Raw genomic sequence first — 18,406 nt, 5'->3', positions numbered from 1 at the left:
ACCGAATGAAAGGGCCTCAGGTCGAGATGGAGCGGAACGACACGGCCCAGCCGGTGCCGGACGCGTCATTGGCGGAACTGTTCGAGCGGCGGGTCCCGCAGTCCCCGGACGCGATCGCGGTGGTGTCCGGGGATGTCGCCCTGTCGTACGCCGAGCTGGACGGGCGTGCGAATGGTCTGGCGCATGCGCTGGTCGGCCGTGGGGTGCGGCCGGGTGATCTGGTCGGTGTGGTGATGGACCGGTCGGCCGATCTGGTCGTGGCGTTGCTGGCGGTGTTGAAGGCGGGTGCGGCGTATGTGCCGCTGGATGCGGGGCATCCGGTGGAGCGGCGGCGGGCGATCGTGGCCGAGGCCGGTGTGTCGGTAGTCCTGACCGGCGAGGACTTGATCGAGGAGCCGCGTCCGGACGGCCCGGACGTGCGGGTGTCCGCGGAAGACCTGGCGTACGTGATGTACACGTCGGGGTCGACGGGTGTGCCGAAGGGCGTCGCGGTCACGCATCGCAACGTCGTCGCCTTCTGCCTGGACCGGTGCTGGCGTGATGACGTGGTGGAGCGGGTCCTGGTCCAGGCGAACCACGCGTTCGACGCCTCAACCTATGAGCTGTGGGTGCCGTTGCTGCGGGGCGGTCGGCTTGTCGTCGTTCCGCCTGGTGAGGTGGACGCGGTCGAGCGTGGTCGGTTGATCGCTGAGCACGGGGTGACCAACGTGCATGCCACGGCGGGGTTGTTCCGGGTGCTGGCCGAGCAGTCTCCGGAGATCTTCGCCGGGGTCCGGGAGGTCTCGACCGGCGGCGACGTGGTGTCGTCCGCCGCGATCCGGGCGCTGCTCGAAGAGCACCCGGGCATGGTCGTGCGGACCACCTACGGGCCGACCGAGACGACGGCGTTCACCACTCAGTTCTCCTTCACCGAGCCGGAGTCGATTCCGGCGTCGGTCCCGATCGGCCTGCCGATGGACAACACGCGCGTCTACGTCCTGGACGAGCTTCTGCGGCCCGTTCGACCGGGCGTGGTCGGCGACCTGTACGTGGCCGGTGCCGGGCTGGCCCGAGGCTATGTGCGGCGGGCGGGTCTGACGGCCGAACGCTTTGTGGCGTGTCCCTTCGCCGAGGGACGGATGTATCGCACGGGCGACCTGGCCAGATGGAACGACGCGGACGTCCTGGAGTTCGCCGGGCGGGCCGACGAGCAGGTGAAGATCCGGGGCTTCCGGATCGAGCCCGCCGAGGTGGAGGCCGTGCTGGCCGCTCACGAGCGGGTCGGCCAGGCGGCGGTGATCGCTCGTGAGGACCGGCCAGGCGTGAAGCGGCTCGTCGCCTACGTCGTCCCGGCCAACGGCCGATGCGAGGAGGGCGAGCTCCGTGACTTCGTGGCCGATCGGCTGCCGGACTACATGGTGCCCGCCGCGTTCGTGGCCCTGGAAACCCTGCCCGTCACCGTCAACGGCAAGCTCGACCGCGCCGCCCTCCCCGCTCCCGACTTCGCCGCGCGGGCCATCGGCCGTGCACCCGAGACTCCCACCGAGGAAGCGTTGTGCGCGCTGTTCGCCGAGGTGCTGGGCCTGGAGACGGCGGTGGGAGCGGACAGTTCCTTTCTCGAACTCGGCGGAGACTCGCTGCTGGCGATGCTGCTGATCGCCCGCATCCGGGCCGGGCTGGACGCCGAGGTCGGCATCGGCGAGCTGTTCGCCACCCCGACCGTGGCCGAGCTGGCCGCGCTGATCGAGAGCGGGCGGGACGGCGGGACCCGGGCGGCGCTCACCGTGCGAAACCGGCCCGAGGTCGTCCCGCTGTCGTACGCCCAGCAGCGCATGTGGTTCGTGAACCGGCTGGAGGCGGCGGGAGCCGGGGCCACTTACAACGTGCCCCTGATCCTGCGGCTGTCGGGCGAACTGGACGTCGGCGCGCTCGGAGCCGCGCTGGGCGACGTCGCGGACCGGCACGAGAGCCTGCGGACCATCTTCCCCGGCGACAGCGACGGAGTGCCGCGCCAAGAGGTTCTGCGGGGCGCCGCCGGCCGTCCGCAGCTGGTCGTGGACGACCTCGGCGACCGGGACGTCGCCGAGATCGTCGCCGCCGAGATGCGGCGCGGCTTCGACGTGGAACAAGAGCTGCCCTGGCGCGTCCGGCTCCTGGTCGCCTCGCCCACCGATTCCGTCCTGGTCGTGATGGCGCACCACATCGCGGTGGACGCCTGGTCCACCGGCGTGCTGGCGCGCGACCTCGGCATCGCGTTCGCGGCGCGGTGTTCGGGCGGCGTGCCCGAGTGGGAGCCGCTGCCCGTCCAGTACGCCGACTACACGCTCTGGCAGCGCGAAGTGCTCGGCGAACCCGACGACCCGGGCAGCCTGATCTCCACCCGGCTCGGCCATTGGCGCGAGGCGCTGGCCGGGCTTCCCGAGGAGATCGCCCTGCCGACCGACCACCCGCGGCCCGCGGAGGCGACGCACGAGGGCGGGGCGGTTCCGGTACGGGTCGCGCCGATGGTGCACGCCCGGCTCGCGGAGGTGGCGCAGGGCCACGGCGCGACGACGTTCATGGCGATCCATGCGGCCCTGGCGATGCTGCTGACCCGCATGGGCGCGGGAACCGACGTTCCGCTGGGCACCGCGTTGGCCGGGCGCGATGACGCGGCGCTGGAGGATCTCGCCGGGTTCTTCGTCAACACCGTGGTCTTGCGCACGGATGTGAGCGGCACCCCTTCCTTCGGTGAGATGCTCGCCCGGGTCCGGGAGACCGATCTGGCGGCTTTCGCGCACCAGGACCTGCCGTTCGAGCGGCTGGTGGAGGACCTCAACCCGGCGCGTTCGCTGGCACGGCATCCGCTGTTCCAGGTGATGCTGACCCTGCAGAACGTCCCCGAGGCGCAGACGCCCTGGGACCTGTCCGGCCTGCGGGTGAGCCCGCAGGCGCCGTCGGGCGCGACCGCGGCGGCCCGGTTCGACCTGTCGTTCATCCTCACCGAGCGCCGCGACGCGACGGGCGCCCCGGCCGGGATCGACGGCGGGCTCGAATATGCCCGCGACCTGTTCGAGGAGCCGACCGCCCGGTCTCTGGCCGACCGGCTGCTGCGGGTGCTGGAGCAGGTCGCGGCCGATCCGGACGTGCGGATCGACGAACTCGACGTGCTGGACGCCGGGGAGCGGCGGCGGGTGGCCGAGGACTGGAACGCCACGTCCCGGCCTGTGCCGGAACGGCCGCTGCCGGAACTGTTCGAGGCGCAGGTGGCGCGGACCCCGGACGCCGTGGCGGTGGTGGGCGACGGTGTGGAGCTGAGCTACGCGGAGCTGGACGAGCGGGCCAACCGGTTCGCGCACGAGCTGATCGCCAGGGGAGCGGGCCCCGAAAGCCTCGTCGGCGTGGTGATGGAGCGGTCGGCCGACCTGCCCGTCGTCCTGCTCGGGATCATGAAGGCGGGCGCCGCCTATCTGCCGGTCGATCCCGCCTACCCGGCGGACCGTATCGGGTTCATGCTCGCCGACGCCGGACCGGTGATCGTGGTGTGCGGCCAGGAGACCGCGGACCTGGTGGGCGATGATGCCGGGGTCGGCCGGTTGGTGTGGGACGATCCCGCGACGTCCGGCCTGCTCGCGGCCCGTCCCGCCACCGCGCCGACCGACGCCGATCGGGCGGCGCCGCTGCTTCCCGACCACCCGGCCTACGTGATCTACACGTCCGGGTCGACCGGGACGCCCAAGGGTGTGTCCGTCTCGCACCGGGGGATCGGGAACCTGGCGGCGGCGCAGATCGACCGGTTCGCGGTCGGCGCGGACGCGCGGGTCCTGCAGTTCGCGGCGCTGAGCTTCGACGCCTCGGTCTCGGAACTGTGCACGGCGCTGTTGCCGGGAGCGGCGCTGGTGCTGGCCGGCGCCGACCGCATGCCGCCGCGTGGCCGCCTGGAAGACCTGGTGGCGGAATTCGGCGTGACGCACGTGACGGTGCCGCCCTCGATACTGGCCGCGGTCGGCCGGCTGCCCGAAGGGCTGCGCACGGTGGTGGTGGCGGGTGAGGCGTGTCCTCCGGCGCTGGTGGAGCGGTGGTCGGCCGGTCGTCGGTTGATCAATGCGTATGGGCCGACCGAGACGACCGTGTGCGCCACGATGAGCCTGCCCCTGGCGCCCGGGGGCGCGGACGGCGGCGCGGTCCCGATCGGCGGGCCGATCTGGAACACGCGGGTATTCGTGCTGGACGACTTCCTGCGGCCCGTCCCGCCGGGTGTGACCGGGGAGTTGTACGTGGCGGGCGCGGGGCTGGCGCGCGGGTATGTGGGCCGGGCCGCTTTGACGGCGGAGCGGTTCGTGGCGTGCCCGTTCACCGATGGCGGCGAGCGCATGTACCGGACCGGCGACCGTGCGCGGTGGACCAGATCCGGGGAGTTGGTGTTCGCGGGCCGGGCCGACGACCAGGTGAAGATCCGCGGATTCCGGATCGAGCCCGGCGAGATCGAGCAGGTGCTGGCCGGTCACGACCAGGTGGGCCCGGTGGCCGTGATCGTGCGCGAGGACCGGCCCGGCCTCAGACGGCTGGTCGCCTACGCCGTCCCCGCCGAGGGGGCGACGCTGGACGGCGGCGCGCTGCGCGAGCATGCGGCGGCCCGTCTGCCCGACCACATGGTCCCGGCCGCGGTGGTGGTGCTCGACGCGTTGCCGGTCACGGTGAACGGCAAGCTGGACAGGGCCGCGCTGCCCGTACCGGACTTCGGGGCGCTCGCGCCGGGCCGAGGCCCCGTCACCGTGGCCGAGGAACTGCTGTGCGGACTGTTCGCCGAGGTCCTGGGCCTGGAGCGGGTCGCCGCGAACGTCTCCTTCTTCGAACTCGGCGGCGACTCGCTGATGGCGATGCGGTTGATCGCGCGGATGCGGGCCGTTCTGGACGCCGAGGTGAGCGTCCGCGAGCTGTTCGCCGCGCCGACCGTCGAGCGCGTGGCCGAACTGGTGAGCGGCCGCGACGGCTCCGCGGCCTGGACGGGACCGACGCCGCGGGAACGGCCGCCGGTGCTTCCGCTGTCGTTCGCCCAGCACCGGATGTGGCTGCTGAACCGCATCGAGGAGGACGGCGCGCGCGCCGCCTACAACATCGCGCTCGCGCTGCGGCTGTCGGGTGATCTGGACGTCGCGGCGTTGGAGGCGGCGCTGGGGGATGTCGCGGACCGGCACGAGAGCCTGCGCACGGTCTTCCCCGAGAGCGACGGGCTGCCGCGTCAGGAGATCCTGCACGGTGAGGCGGGCCGGCCCCGGCTGGCCATCGCCGAAGCCGGTGAACGGGACTTCGCGAGCGCGCTGGCCGCCGAGACCGGGCAAGGGTTCGAGCTGGCGCGGGAGCTGCCGTGGCGGGCTCGGCTGCTGGTACTGCCGGACTCGGAGTTCGTGCTGTCCGTGGTGGCGCACCACATCGCGGTCGACGGCTGGTCGATGGACGTCCTGGCCCGCGACCTGGGCACCGCCTACGCGGCGCGGAGCGCGGGCGGCGTTCCCGGGTGGGAGCCGCTGCCGGTCCAGTACGCGGACTATGCGTTGTGGCAGCGTGAGGTTCTGGACAGCGTGCTTCCGGCACAGCTCGCGTACTGGCGCGAAGCCCTGGCGGGCCTCCCTGAGGAGATCGCCCTCCCGGCGGATCGTCCCAGGCCCGCGGCCGCCTCTTTCCGGGGTGGTACGGCACCGATCCGGTTGGACGCGCGTGTCCACGCCGGGCTGGCGGAGGCCGCCCGTCGGAACGGTGTCACGATGTTCATGGTCGTGCAGGCCGCGTTCGCCGCTCTGCTGGCCCGGATGGGCGCGGGCACCGACGTTCCGATGGGCACGCCCGTGGCGGGCCGGGGCGAGGCGGCGCTGGAGGACCTGGCCGGGCTGTTCCTGAACACGGTGGTGTTGCGGACGGATGTGAGCGGCGACCCGTCGTTCGCCGAGCTGCTGGAGCGGGTGCGGGAGACCGACCTGGCGGCGTACGCGCATCGGGATCTGCCGTTCGAGCGGCTGGTGGAGGACCTGAATCCGGCGCGTTCGCTGTCGCGGCACCCGCTGTTCCAGGTGATGCTGACGCTGCGGAACATTCCGCCGGCGAGCTGGGATCTGCCCGGCCTGTGCGTGACCGAGCTGCCGGTCGAGACGCTGCCCGCCAAGGTCGATCTCGCCGTCACCCTGGCCGAGGAGCCCGACCGGGCGGGGATGACCGGTGTCCTCGAATACGCCGCCGATCTGTTCGATGAGGCCACGGCGAGGTCACTTGCACGGCGGCTGGTGCGGGTCCTGGAACAGGTGGCCGCCGACCCGCGGGCGCGGCTGGGCGACCTTGAGCTCTTGGAGCCCGACGAGCGGACCACGGTGCTCACCGGCTGGAACGACACGGCTCGTCCGGTGCCGGAGGCGTCTCTGGCCGAGTTGTTCGAGCGGCAGGTGGCCGAGTCTCCCGATGCGGTGGCGGTGGTGTTCGACGGTGTGGAGCTGACCTACGCCGAGCTGAACGAGCGGGCGAACGGTCTGGCGCACACGTTGATCGCCCGGGGTGTGCGGCCCGGACATCTGGTCGGTCTGAGGATGAGCCGCTCGGCCGATCTGATCGTCGCGTTGCTGGCGGTGTTGAAGGCTGGTGGGGCGTATGTGCCGCTGGAGGAGCGGCGGCGGGCGGTCGCAGCCGAGGCGGGCGTCTCGCTGGTCCTGACGGATGCGGATCTGACCGGGGAGTCTCGTGCTGACAACCCGGGCGTGCGGGTGTCGGGGGATTCGCTGGCGTATGTGATGTTCACGTCGGGGTCGACCGGTGTGCCGAAGGGCGTGGCGGTCACGCATCGCAATGTGGTCGCGTTCTGCTCGGATGGGCAGTGGCGTGATGACGTGTTGCGGGTCGTGTTGGTGCAGGCCAACCATGCTTTCGATGCGTCGACGTATGAGGTGTGGGCGCCGTTGCTGCGCGGCGGACGGCTAGTCGTCGTGCCTGCGGGTGAGGTGGATGCGGTTGAGCGTGGTCGGCTGATCGCTGAGCAGCGGGTCACGCATGTGGTTGCGGCGGCGGGGTTGTTCCGGGTGCTGGCCGAGCAGTCGCCGGAGATCTTCGCCGGGGTCCGGGAGGTGCTGACCGGCGGGGACGTGGTGTCGGCCAATGCCATCCGCGTGCTGCTGGAGACCCATCCGGGCATGGTCGTGCGGACGACCTATGGGCCGACCGAGAACACCGCGTTCACCACCCAGCTCGCGTTCACTGACGCGGGGGCCGTCCCGGCCCCGGTGCCGATCGGTGTGCCGATGGACAACACCCAGGTCTTCGTGCTGGATGAGTTCCTGCGGCCGGTTCCGCCTGGTGTGGTCGGCGAGCTCTACATCGCGGGCGCGGGGCTGGCGCGCGGCTACATGGGCCGGGCGGGTCTGACCGCGGAGCGGTTCGTGGCGTGCCCCTTCTCTTCCGGGCGCATGTACCGGACCGGTGACCTGGGCCGGTGGACGTCCGCCGGAGTCCTGGAGTTCGCGGGCCGGGCTGACGAGCAGGTGAAGATCCGGGGGTTCCGGATCGAGCCTGCCGAAGTGGAGGCGGTGCTTGCCGCTCATGAGCGGGTCGGTCAGGTCGCGGTGGTCGCTCGCGAAGACAGGCCCGGCGTGAAGCGGCTGGTCGCCTACGTCGTTCCCGCCGGTGTGAACGGTGTGGACGAGTCGGCGCTGCGGGCGCATGCCGCCGAGCGTCTGCCGGACTATATGGTTCCCGCCGCCGTGGTCGTGCTGGACGGGCTTCCGGTCACCGTCAACGGCAAGCTCGATCGTGCGGCGCTTCCGGCCCCCGATTTCGCCGGGCAGGTCACCGGCCGGGCCCCGGCGTCGGTGGCCGAGGAGATCGTGTGCGGGTTGTTCGCCGAGGTCCTGGGGTTGGATTCGGTCGGTGCGGACGACTCGTTCTTCGAGCTCGGCGGCGACTCGATCCTGTCGATGCTGGTGGTGTCGCGGGCTCGTCGTGCGGGCCTGGTGCTGTCGGCGCGGCAGGTGTTCGAGCACAAGACCCCGGCCGGGCTCGCACGCGTCGCCGACCAGGTCGATTCCACCGACCGCACCACCGAACGCGACGAGGCGACCGGCTCCGTACCGCTGACCCCCGTCATGCGTGAGCTGGCCGAGCGAGCAGGACTGGCGGGCAAGGTCGGCCAGTCGATGACGGTGGCGGTGCCGCCCACTCTCGACCTGGACCGGCTTGTAGACGCGGTCCAGGTCGTCCTGGATCACCATGACGTGTTGAGGGCGCGGCTGGAGGAGGACGAGGGGGACTGGCGGCTGAACCTGCCGCCCGCCGGTGCGTGTGCGGCAGTCGGCTGCGTGCGCCGTGTGGAGTCGGCCGCTCAGGATCCGATGCTGGCAATCGATGAGGCCGCCGGCCGGCTTGATCCTCGGGCCGGTGTGATGCTGCAGGTGGTCTGGCTGGATGCGGGGCCGGACGAGCCGGGGCGGCTGGTGCTGGTGGCTCATCACCTGGTGATCGACGGGGTCTCGTGGCGGGTGCTGGTGCCGGATCTGGCGGCGGCGTACGAGGGTGTCGTGCTGGAGCCGGTCGGCACGTCGTTCCGGCGCTGGGCGACCGAGCTGGCGGCGCAGGACCGTCGTGACGAGCTGCCTGCCTGGACCCGGATTCTGGAGGGTCCCGATGTCCGGCTGGAGAACACGGAGCCCGGCGGGGAGCGGCTGGCGGCGCTGACCCTCCCCACCCAGGTCACCGCCGAACTGCTCGCGCGCGTTCCGGCGGCCTTCCACACGAGTGTCGAGACCGTTCTGCTCGCCGGGCTGGTGGCGTCGGTCGGTGAGCGGCGGGACGTTTCGGGCGGCATCCTGGTCGATGTCGAAGGGCATGGCCGCGAGCCGTTGACCGGCGACATGGATCTGACCCGTACGGTCGGCTGGTTCACCAACTCCTACCCGGTCCGCCTCGACCCCGGCACCGGGCTGCCTCCCGGCCGCGTGGTCAAGCGGATCAAGGAGCAGCTCCACGCCGTTCCCGGTGACGGCCTGGGCTACGGCCTCCTGCGCCACCTCACCGATCTGCCCAGGCCGCAGATCGGATTCACCTACATGGGCCGCTTCACTGCCGCCCGAGCGGAGTGGTCCCCGATCGAGGAGGGGCTCGGGCGGACGTCCGGCGGCGATGTGCCCGCCGCACATGTCCTTGAGGCCGCCGCGCTCGTCCAGGACTTGCCCACCGGGCCCGAGCTCACGGTTTCACTCGCCTGTCCCGAAGGCCGGATCACGCGGGAGGCACTGGCCGAGCTGGCCGACGGCTGGGTGGAAGTACTGGAGGCTCTGGCCGCCGATCTGGACGGCGGAGGCCACACTCCATCGGACTTCCCGCTGGTGGCGCTCACGCAGGACCAGGTCGACGAGCTCCAGGCCGTCGAGCCCGACCTGGCCGATGTGTGGCCGCTGTCACCGTTGCAGGAAGGGCTGTTGTTCCACGCCCGCTACGACGACCAGGCGCACGACCTGTATGTGGAGCAGCGCGTACTGGAACTGGCGGGGCCTCTGAACGCAGACGTGCTGCGGGCCTCGTGGGACGCGCTCCTGGATCGGCATGCCAATCTGCGGGCCGGATTCCGGCAGCTCGTCCAGGTGATCGCGCACGAGGTGGCGGTGCCCTGGCGCGAGCTGGATCTGTCCGGCACGGCGGAGGCCGAGGCACGTGCGGACAGGCTGGCGGCCGACGAGCGGGCCCGGGGATTCGACCTCGAGGTCCCGCCTCTGTTGCGGCTGCTGCTGATAAGGCTGGACGACACGCGGTACCGGCTGGTGCTCACGATGCACCACATCCTGATGGACGGCTGGTCGCTGCCGATCCTGTTCGACGAACTGGCGCGGATCTATGCCGCGGGCGGCGACGCGAGCGCTCTGCCGCCGGTGACCCCGTACCGCGAGTACCTCGCGTGGCTGGCCCGCCAGGACAAGGACGCTGCCCGTACGGCATGGGCCGGTGCGCTGGCCGGTACGACGGAGCCGACGCTGGTCGGCCCGGCCGAGCATGGCGGGGCAGAGGTGCTGCCCCGCTATGTGTACGCGCAGGTCGACGAGCAGCTGACCGAGACGCTTCGCGAACTGGCACGCGGGCACGGCCTGACACTGAACACGGTGGTCCAGGGCGCCTGGGCGGTGCTGGTGGGCCTGCTCACGGGCCGCCGCGATGTCGTGTTCGGCACTTCGGTGGCCGGACGTCCGGCCGAGTTGCCGGGCGTGGAACGCATGGTGGGGTTGTTCCTCAACACCGTGCCCGTGCGGGTCGAACCGGACGCGGCGAAGCCTGTCGTGGAGATGCTGACCGAGTTGCAGGCTCGCCAGACCGAGCTGTTCGACCACCAGTACCTGGGGCTGGCGGAGATCCAGCGGGTGGCCGGTCCCGGAGCCACGTTCGACTCCCTCCTTGTGTACGAGAGCTTCCCGCGTGACCCGTCCGGGTCCTCGGACCCCGGCCACCTGAACATCGTCGGGATGACCGGAGAGGACGCCGCGCACTATCCACTGATCCTGGGCGTCCTGCCGGCCGAGGGCCTGCGAGTGCGGCTGGACTACCGGCCCGACCTGTTCGACGAGCGGATGGCCGAGGGCCTGGTCGCCCGGTGGGTCCGGCTTCTGGAGCAGGTCGCCGCCGACCCGAGCGTACGGGTGGGCGAGCTGGAGATCCTGGACGAGGCCGAACGGCGCCAGGTGGTGCTCGACTGGAACGACACGGCCCGTCCCGTGCCGGATGCGTCCGTGGCCGAGTTGTTCGAGCGGCAGGCGGTCCGGACTCCGGACGCGGTCGCGGTGGTGTCCGGGGATGTCACGTGGTCGTACGCCGAGCTGAACGAGCGGGCGAACGGGTTGGCGCATGCGTTGATCGGACGGGGTGTGCGGCCCGGACATCTAGTCGGCCTGAGGATGAACCGTTCGGCCGATCTGATCGTCGCGTTGCTCGCCGTCCTGAAGGCCGGTGGGGCGTATGTGCCGCTGGAGGAGCGGCGGCGGGCGGTCGCAGCCGAAGCGGGCGTCTCGCTGGTCCTGACGGATGCGGATCTGACCGGGGAGTCTCGTGCGGACAACCCGGGCGTCCGCGTGTCCGGGGATTCGCTGGCGTATGTGATGTTCACATCGGGGTCGACCGGTGTGCCGAAGGGCGTCGCCGTCACTCACGCCAACGTGGTCGCGTTCTGCTCGGATGGGCAGTGGCGTGATGATGTGCTGCGGGTCGTGTTGGTGCAGGCCAACCATGCTTTCGACGCCTCGACGTATGAGGTGTGGGCGCCGTTGCTGCGGGGCGGACGGCTTGTCATCGTGCCTCCGGGTGAGGTGGACGCGGTCGAGCGTGGCCGGTTGATCGCTGAACACGGGGTGACCAACGTGCATGCCACGGCTGGGTTGTTCCGGGTACTGGCCGAACAGTCTCCGGAGATCTTCGCCGGAGTCCGGGAGGTCTCGACCGGCGGCGACGTGGTGTCGGCCAATGCCGTCCGCGCGCTGTTGGAGGCCCATCCGGGCATGGTCGTGCGGACGACGTACGGCCCGACGGAGAACACCGCGTTCACCACCCAGCTCGCGTTCACTGACGCCGAGTCGATTCCGGTTCCGGTGCCGATCGGTGTGCCGATGGACAACACCCGGGCGTATGTCCTGGACGAGTGCCTGCGCCCTTGCCCGCCAGGTGTGGTCGGGGAACTCTACCTCGCGGGCGCGGGGCTGGCGCGCGGCTATGTGTGCCGGGCCGGGCTGACGGCCGAGCGGTTCGTGGCGTGCCCTTTCGCGGGCGGGCGGATGTACCGGACGGGTGATCTGGCGCGGTGGACCTTCGCCGGAGTCCTGGAGTTCGCGGGCCGGGTGGACGAACAGGTGAAGATCCGGGGGTTCCGGATCGAGCCCGCCGAGATCGAGGCCGTACTGGCCGAGCACGAGCAGGTCCGCCAGGCAGCGGTGATCGCTCGCGAGGATCAGCCGGGCGTCAGGCTTCTGGTCGCCTACGTCGTCCCCGCCGGTGTGGACGGTGTGGACGAGTCGGCGCTGCGAGCGCATGTCGCCGATCGTCTGCCGGACTATATGGTTCCCGCTGCCGTGGTCGTGCTGGACGGGCTTCCGGTCACCGTCAACGGCAAGCTCGATCGTGCGGCGCTTCCGGCCCCCGATTTCGCCGGGCAGGTCACCGGCAGGGCCCCGGCGACGGAGGCCGAGGAGATCGTGTGCGGTCTGTTCGCCGAGGTCCTGGGGCTGGAGGCGGTCGGTGCGGACGACTCGTTCTTCGAGCTCGGCGGCGACTCGATCATGTCGATGCTGGTGGTGGCGCGGGCGCGCCGCGCGGGCCTGGTGCTCACCGCGCGGCAGGTGTTCGAGCACAAGACCCCGGCCGGGCTCGCACGCGTCGCCGACCAGGCCGACTCGACCGACGGTCCGACCGAACGCGACGAGGCGACCGGCCCCGTACCGCTGACCCCGGTGATGCGCGAGCCGGCGGCGCGGACGGACCGCTTCTCCCAGTCGATGCTGATCACGGCTCCGGCCGGGCTGGACCTTCCCAGGCTGACACAGGCCCTCCAGACGGTCCTGGACCACCATGACGTACTGCGGGCGCGGCTGGAGCAGGTCGACGGCGAGTGGCGGCTGAACGTACCGCCTCCCGGTACGCGCGCGGCCGCGATCTGCGTACGTCGCGTCGTCTGGACCGGGCAGGATCCGGTGACCGTGGCCGACGAGGCCGCCGGGCGCCTCGACCCTCGGGCCGGTGTGATGCTGCAGGTGGTCTGGCTCGATACGGAGTCGGACGAGCCGGGACGCCTGCTGCTGGTGGCTCATCACCTGGTGATCGACGGGGTCTCGTGGCGGGTGCTGGTGCCGGATCTGGCGGCGGCGTACGAGGGTGTCGCGCTGGAGCCGGTCGGCACGTCGTTCCGGCGCTGGGCGACCGAGCTGGCGGCGCAGGACCGTCGTGACGAGCTGCCTGCCTGGACCCGGATGCTGGAGGGCTCCGACCCGCCGCTGACCGATCGGCCGCTGGATCCCCGCCGGGACACCGTCGCCGCGGGCATGCACCGCGTGGAGCTCCCGGTGTCGGCTTCGGTGACTTCGGCCCTGCTGACGCGTGTTCCGGCGGCTCTGCACACCGATGTCGAGACCGTTCTGCTCGCCGGGCTGGTGGCGTCGGTCGGTGAGCGGCGGGATGTCTCGGGCGGCATCCTGGTCGATGTCGAAGGGCATGGCCGGGAGCCGTTGACCGGTGACATGGACCTGACTCGTACGGTCGGCTGGTTCACCAACTCCTATCCGGTTCGCCTCGACCCCGGCACCGGGCTGCCCCCCGGCCGCGTGGTCAAGCGGATCAAGGAGCAGCTCCACGCCGTTCCCGGTGACGGCCTGGGCTACGGCCTGCTGCGCCACCTCACCGGCATCCCGACGCCGCAGATCGGGTTCAACTACCTTGGCCGCTTCTCCGCTTCGGCTCCCGCCGGGGCCGCCTGGCAGCCCGCCGGTGACGCGGCGCTGGGCGGGGCGGCGGACGCGGACACGGCGGCCTCCCATGCCCTTGAGGCGGGCGGGCTGGTGCTCGACCTGCCCACCGGGCCCGAGCTCACCCTGTCACTGGTCTCCCCGGCCGGTCTGCTGGACGTCGCGCAGCTGCGCGAGCTGGCGGCGAGCTGGGCGGACATGCTCACGCATCTGGTCGCGCACTCCGCCGAGCCGGACTCCCGCGGTCATTCCCCCTCCGACTTCCCGTTGGTGGCCCTCTCGCAGGACCAGGTCGACGAACTCCAAGACCTCGCTCCGGACCTCAGCGACGTGTGGCCGCTGTCGCCGCTGCAGGAAGGGCTCCTGTTCCACGCCCGCTACGACGCCGACGCCGGTGACGTTTACATCTGGCAACGTGCTCTGGACTTTACGGGGGCCCTGGATACAGGAAGGTTGCGGGCTTCGTGGCAGGCGTTGCTGGACCGGCACGCCGGCCTGCGGGCCGCGTTCCTGCAGCCGGCCGGGCTGGAACAGTTCGTTCAGGTGGTCCGCCGGGACGTGGCACCGCCCTGGCGCGAGATCGACCTGTCCTCGGCACCGGACGGCACCGCCGCCGAGGCCGAGGCCGGGCGGCTGGCGAACGAGGAGCGGGGGCGCGGCTTCGACCCGGCGGTGCCGCCCCTCATCCGGCTCCTGCTGATCAAGCTCGGGGAGCGCCGCCACCGGCTGGTGATCACGATGCATCACGTCGTGCTGGACGGCTGGTCCCTGCCGGTGCTGTTCGAGGAGCTGTCCGAGGTGTACGGGGCGGGCGGCGACGCGAGCGGCCTGGCGCCGGTGACCCCATACCGCGAGTACCTTGCGTGGCTGTCCCGCCAGGACAAGGACGCGGCCCGTACGGCATGGGCCGGGGCGCTCGCGGACGCCGGTGAACCGACGCTGGTCGGCCCCGCCGACTCCGCCGGGAGCGCCGCCATGCCGCGCCAGGTGACGATCCGGGCGGGCGAGCGGCTCGCCGAGACGCTCCAGGAGACGGCCCGTGCGCGGGGACTGACCGTGAACACGGTGGTCCAGGGCGCGTGGGCGGTGCTCGTCAGGATGCTGACCGGCCGCCGCGACGTCGTCTTCGGCGCGACGGTCGCCGGTCGTCCGGCCGAGCTGCCCGGCGTGGAGCGGATGCTGGGACTGTTCCTCAACACCGTCCCGGTGCGGGTCGTACTGGACCCGTCGAAGCCGTTCGCGCGGACGCTCGCCGACCTTCAGGATCGGCAGACCGCGTTGATCGACCATCAGCACCTCGGGCTCGCGGAGATCCAGCGCGTCGCCGGGGCGGGCGCCTCCTTCGACACCCTGGTGGTGTTCCAGAACTATCCCGCCACACCGCCGCGTTTCGGCGGGCCCCAGGTCGCCTGGGCGGGCGGCGAGGACATGGCGCACTACCCGATCACGCTGGTGGTGGCGCCGGCCGAGGGGTTCGAGGTCCGGCTGGAGTACCGCCCGGACCTCTTCACCGAGGAGACGATCACCGATCTCGCCGGGCGCCTCGTTCGGCTGCTGGAACGGATCGCGGACGACCCCGGGCTCCGGATGGGCGACATCGACGTGCTGGAGCCCGCCGAGCGCCGCCGGATCCTGCACGAGTGGAACGACACCGCCCGGCCGTTCCCGGACGGAACGCTGGTGGACCTGGTCGAGCGGCAGGCCGCCCGGACACCGGACGCGACCGCGGTCGTCGGCGGCGGTGTGGAGCTGACCTATGCCGAGCTGGACGAACGGGCCAACCGGCTCGCGCACGAGCTGATCGCCAGGGGAGTGGGCCCGGAGGACCTGGTCGGGGTCGTCATGGAACGCTCGGCCGGGTTGTTCGCGGTGCTGCTGGGCGTGATGAAGGCGGGCGCGGCGTACGTGCCGGTGGACCCGGGCTATCCGGGCGAACGGGTGGCGTTCATGCTGGGGGACGCCCGCCCGGCCCTCGTGGTGAGCACGCGCGCGACCGCTGGCCTGGTGGCGGACGCGGACGCGGGCCTCGCACAGATCGTCTGGGACGACCCCGCGACGGCGGCCGTCCTGGCGGCCCGCCCCGTCACCGCGCCCACCGACGCGGACCGGGTGGCGCCGCTCCACCCCCGCCACCCCGCCTATGTGATCTACACGTCCGGGTCGACCGGCGCTCCCAAGGGCGTGGTGGTCCCGCACCGGGGCGTGGTGAACTACGTGACGTGGCGGGCCGGCGCGTACGGCTGGCGCCCCGGAGACCGGGTGCTGCAGTTCGCGTCGGTGTCGTTCGACACCTCGGTCGCGGAGATCTACCCGGCGCTGGCGGTGGGCGCCACCCTGTGCGTGGCCCGCCGCGACACCGACCTGCGGCTCGAACTTGAGGAACTGGCGGTCACGGTCGCCACCTTCACCCCGTCGGTGCTCGACTCGCTCGCCCGCGACGGCGGAGCCGAGTCGCCGGCGCTGCGGAACATCCGGAGCATCGTCACGGCGGGCGAGGAGTGCGGTCCCGAGCTGGTGCGGCGGTGGGCACCGGGCCGGGCGTTCTACAACGAGTACGGCCCGACCGAAGGCACCGTCGACGTCACCTGCTGGACCTGCCCGCCCGAGATTCCGGACAGGGTTTCGCTGGGGCCGCCGATCGGCAACGTGCGGGTGTTCGTGCTGGACGGGTTCCTGCGCCCGGTGCCGCCCGGCGTGATCGGCGAGCTGTACGTGACGGGCGCCGGGGTGGCGCGGGGCTATGTGCACAGGCCGGGGCCGACGGCCGCGCGGTTCGTGGCCTGCCCGTACGGCGACCCGGCCGACGGCTCCGGCGGCCGGATGTACCGGACCGGGGACCTGGCGAGCTGGACGCCGGACGGCGAGCTGCTGTTCGCGGGCCGCGCGGACGACCAGGTGAAGATCCGCGGTTTCCGGGTGGAGCCGGGCGAGATCGAGGCGGTGCTGTCCGGTCACGAGCGGGTCGGGCGGGCCGCCGTGATCGCCCGGCAGGACCGGCCGGGCGTCAAGCGCCTGGTGGCCTACGTGGCGGGGGACGGCCTGGACCCCGCGGAGCTGCGCGCGTACGCGGCCGAACGGCTGCCGGACCACATGGTGCCCGCGGCCGTGATGGTGCTGGACGCGATCCCGGTGACCGTGCACGGCAAGCTGGACAGGGCCGCGCTGCCCGCCCCCGACTTCGCCGGGCAGGCCGGGAGCCGCGCCCCCGCGACCTCGGCGGAACGGCTGCTCTGCGAGCTGTTCGCCGAGGTCCTCGGGCTGGAGAAGGTGGGCGCGGACGACTCGTTCTTCGAGCTCGGCGGCGACTCGATCATGTCGATGCTGGTGGTGGCGCGGGCGCGCCGCGCGGGCCTGGTGCTCACCGCGCGGCAGGTCTTCGAGCAGCGCACCCCGGCCGGGCTCGCCCGGATCGCGGGCGTGGCCACCGGAGACGAGGGCACCGCACCGGCGGGGGCCGAGGACGTCGCGACCGGCCCGGTGCCGCTGACTCCGGTGATGCGCGAGCTGGTCGCGCGGTCCGGCCCGGCGGCCCTGGCCGGGCGGTTCTGCCAGTCGATGCTGGTGTCCGTGCCCGCCGGGATGCGGCTCGAACCCCTCACCGCTGCCGTACAGGCGCTGCTTGACCGGCACGACATGCTGCGAGCCCGGCTGGAGGCACCGTCGCCGACCGGAGGGTGGCGCCTGCACGTGCCGCCCGCCGGTGCCCCCGAGGCGCTCTCGGCGGTGGCCTGCGTGCGCAGGGCCGACGTGACGGGGCTTGACGGCGCGGCCCTCGCGGACGCCGTGGCGGCGCAGGAGGACGAGGCCGTCGGGCGGCTGGACTCGCCTGCCGGAATGCTCGTCCAGGTGGTGTGGTTCGACGCGGGACCGGACGCGCCCGGACGGCTCCTCCTGGTCGTGCACCACCTGGCCGTGGACGGCGTGTCGTGGCGGGTGCTGATCCCCGACCTGGCCGCGGCGTACGAGGGGGCCGCGCCGGCGCCGGCGGGGACGTCGTTCCGGCGGTGGGCGACCGAGCTGGAGGCCCAGGCGGGCGACCGCGGACGCGCCGGGGAGGCGGCGGCCTGGACGGAGCTGCTGGCGGGCGACGAACCCCCGCTCGCCCACCGTCCCCTGGACCCGCGCCGCGACACCGTCGCCGCGGGCATGAACCACGTCGCCCGGACCGTACCCGTTCAGATCACCAGGGACCTGCTGACCCGCGTCCCGGCGGCCTTCCACGCCGGAATCGACGACGTCCTGCTGACCGCGCTCGTCCTGGCGGTCGCCGAGTGGCGGCAGGGGCGGGGCCGGGACGCCGAGGGCGGCACGCTGGTCGACGTCGAGGGGCACGGCCGCGAGCCGCTGACCGGCGACATGGACCTGACCCGTACGGTCGGCTGGTTCACCAGCGCGTATCCGGTGCGGCTCGACCCCGGCGAGACGGACTTCGCCGAGCTGCGCTCCGGCGGGCCCGCCGCCGGCCGGGCGGTCAAACGCGTCAAGGAGCGGCTCCGTGTCGTACCCGGTGACGGGCTGGGCTTCGGGATGCTGCGCCACCTCAACCCCGGCACCGCGGCGGCCCTGGCCGCACTGCCCGTGCCGCAGATCGGGTTCAACTACCTGGGACGCTTCCCCGCGCCCTCGCCGGCGGACGGTACGGCCCTCGCGCTCTGGGAGCCCGCCGGGGAGACCGCCGTGGGAGGCGCGGCCGACCCGGAGATGGCGGCCGCGCACCTGATCGAGGCGGGCGGCCTGGTGCGGGACCTGCCCGAGGGGCCGGAGCTGACGGTGACCCTGATGTCTCCGGCCGGACTGCTGGAGGAGGCCGCGCTGGACGGGCTGGCCGAGAGCTGGGCCGCCATGCTCGGCGGACTGGCCGCCCACACCGCAGAACCCGGCAGCGGCGGCCGCACCCCGTCCGACTTCACCCTGGTGACGCTCGCCCAGGACGAGATCGACGAATTCGAGATCAGGCTCGCAGACGAGAGGCGAACACGGTGACC

At 72.4% G+C, this 18,406-nt stretch carries 1 protein-coding gene; it reads left to right on the top strand.

Annotated elements, in window-relative coordinates:
- Positions 1-5: 5 nt before the first annotated feature.
- Entirely contained in the window at positions 6-18,404 is an 18,399-nt protein-coding gene (locus ACFPZN_RS44210) for a non-ribosomal peptide synthase/polyketide synthase (protein WP_378288868.1), read from the top strand.
- The last annotated feature ends 2 nt before the right edge of the window (positions 18,405-18,406 follow it).

Origin of the sequence: Actinomadura rugatobispora, from assembly GCF_042656285.1 — a bacterium.
Taxonomy (GTDB): domain Bacteria; phylum Actinomycetota; class Actinomycetes; order Streptosporangiales; family Streptosporangiaceae; genus Spirillospora; species Spirillospora rugatobispora.
This window is presented reverse-complemented; position numbering and strand designations above follow the sequence as displayed.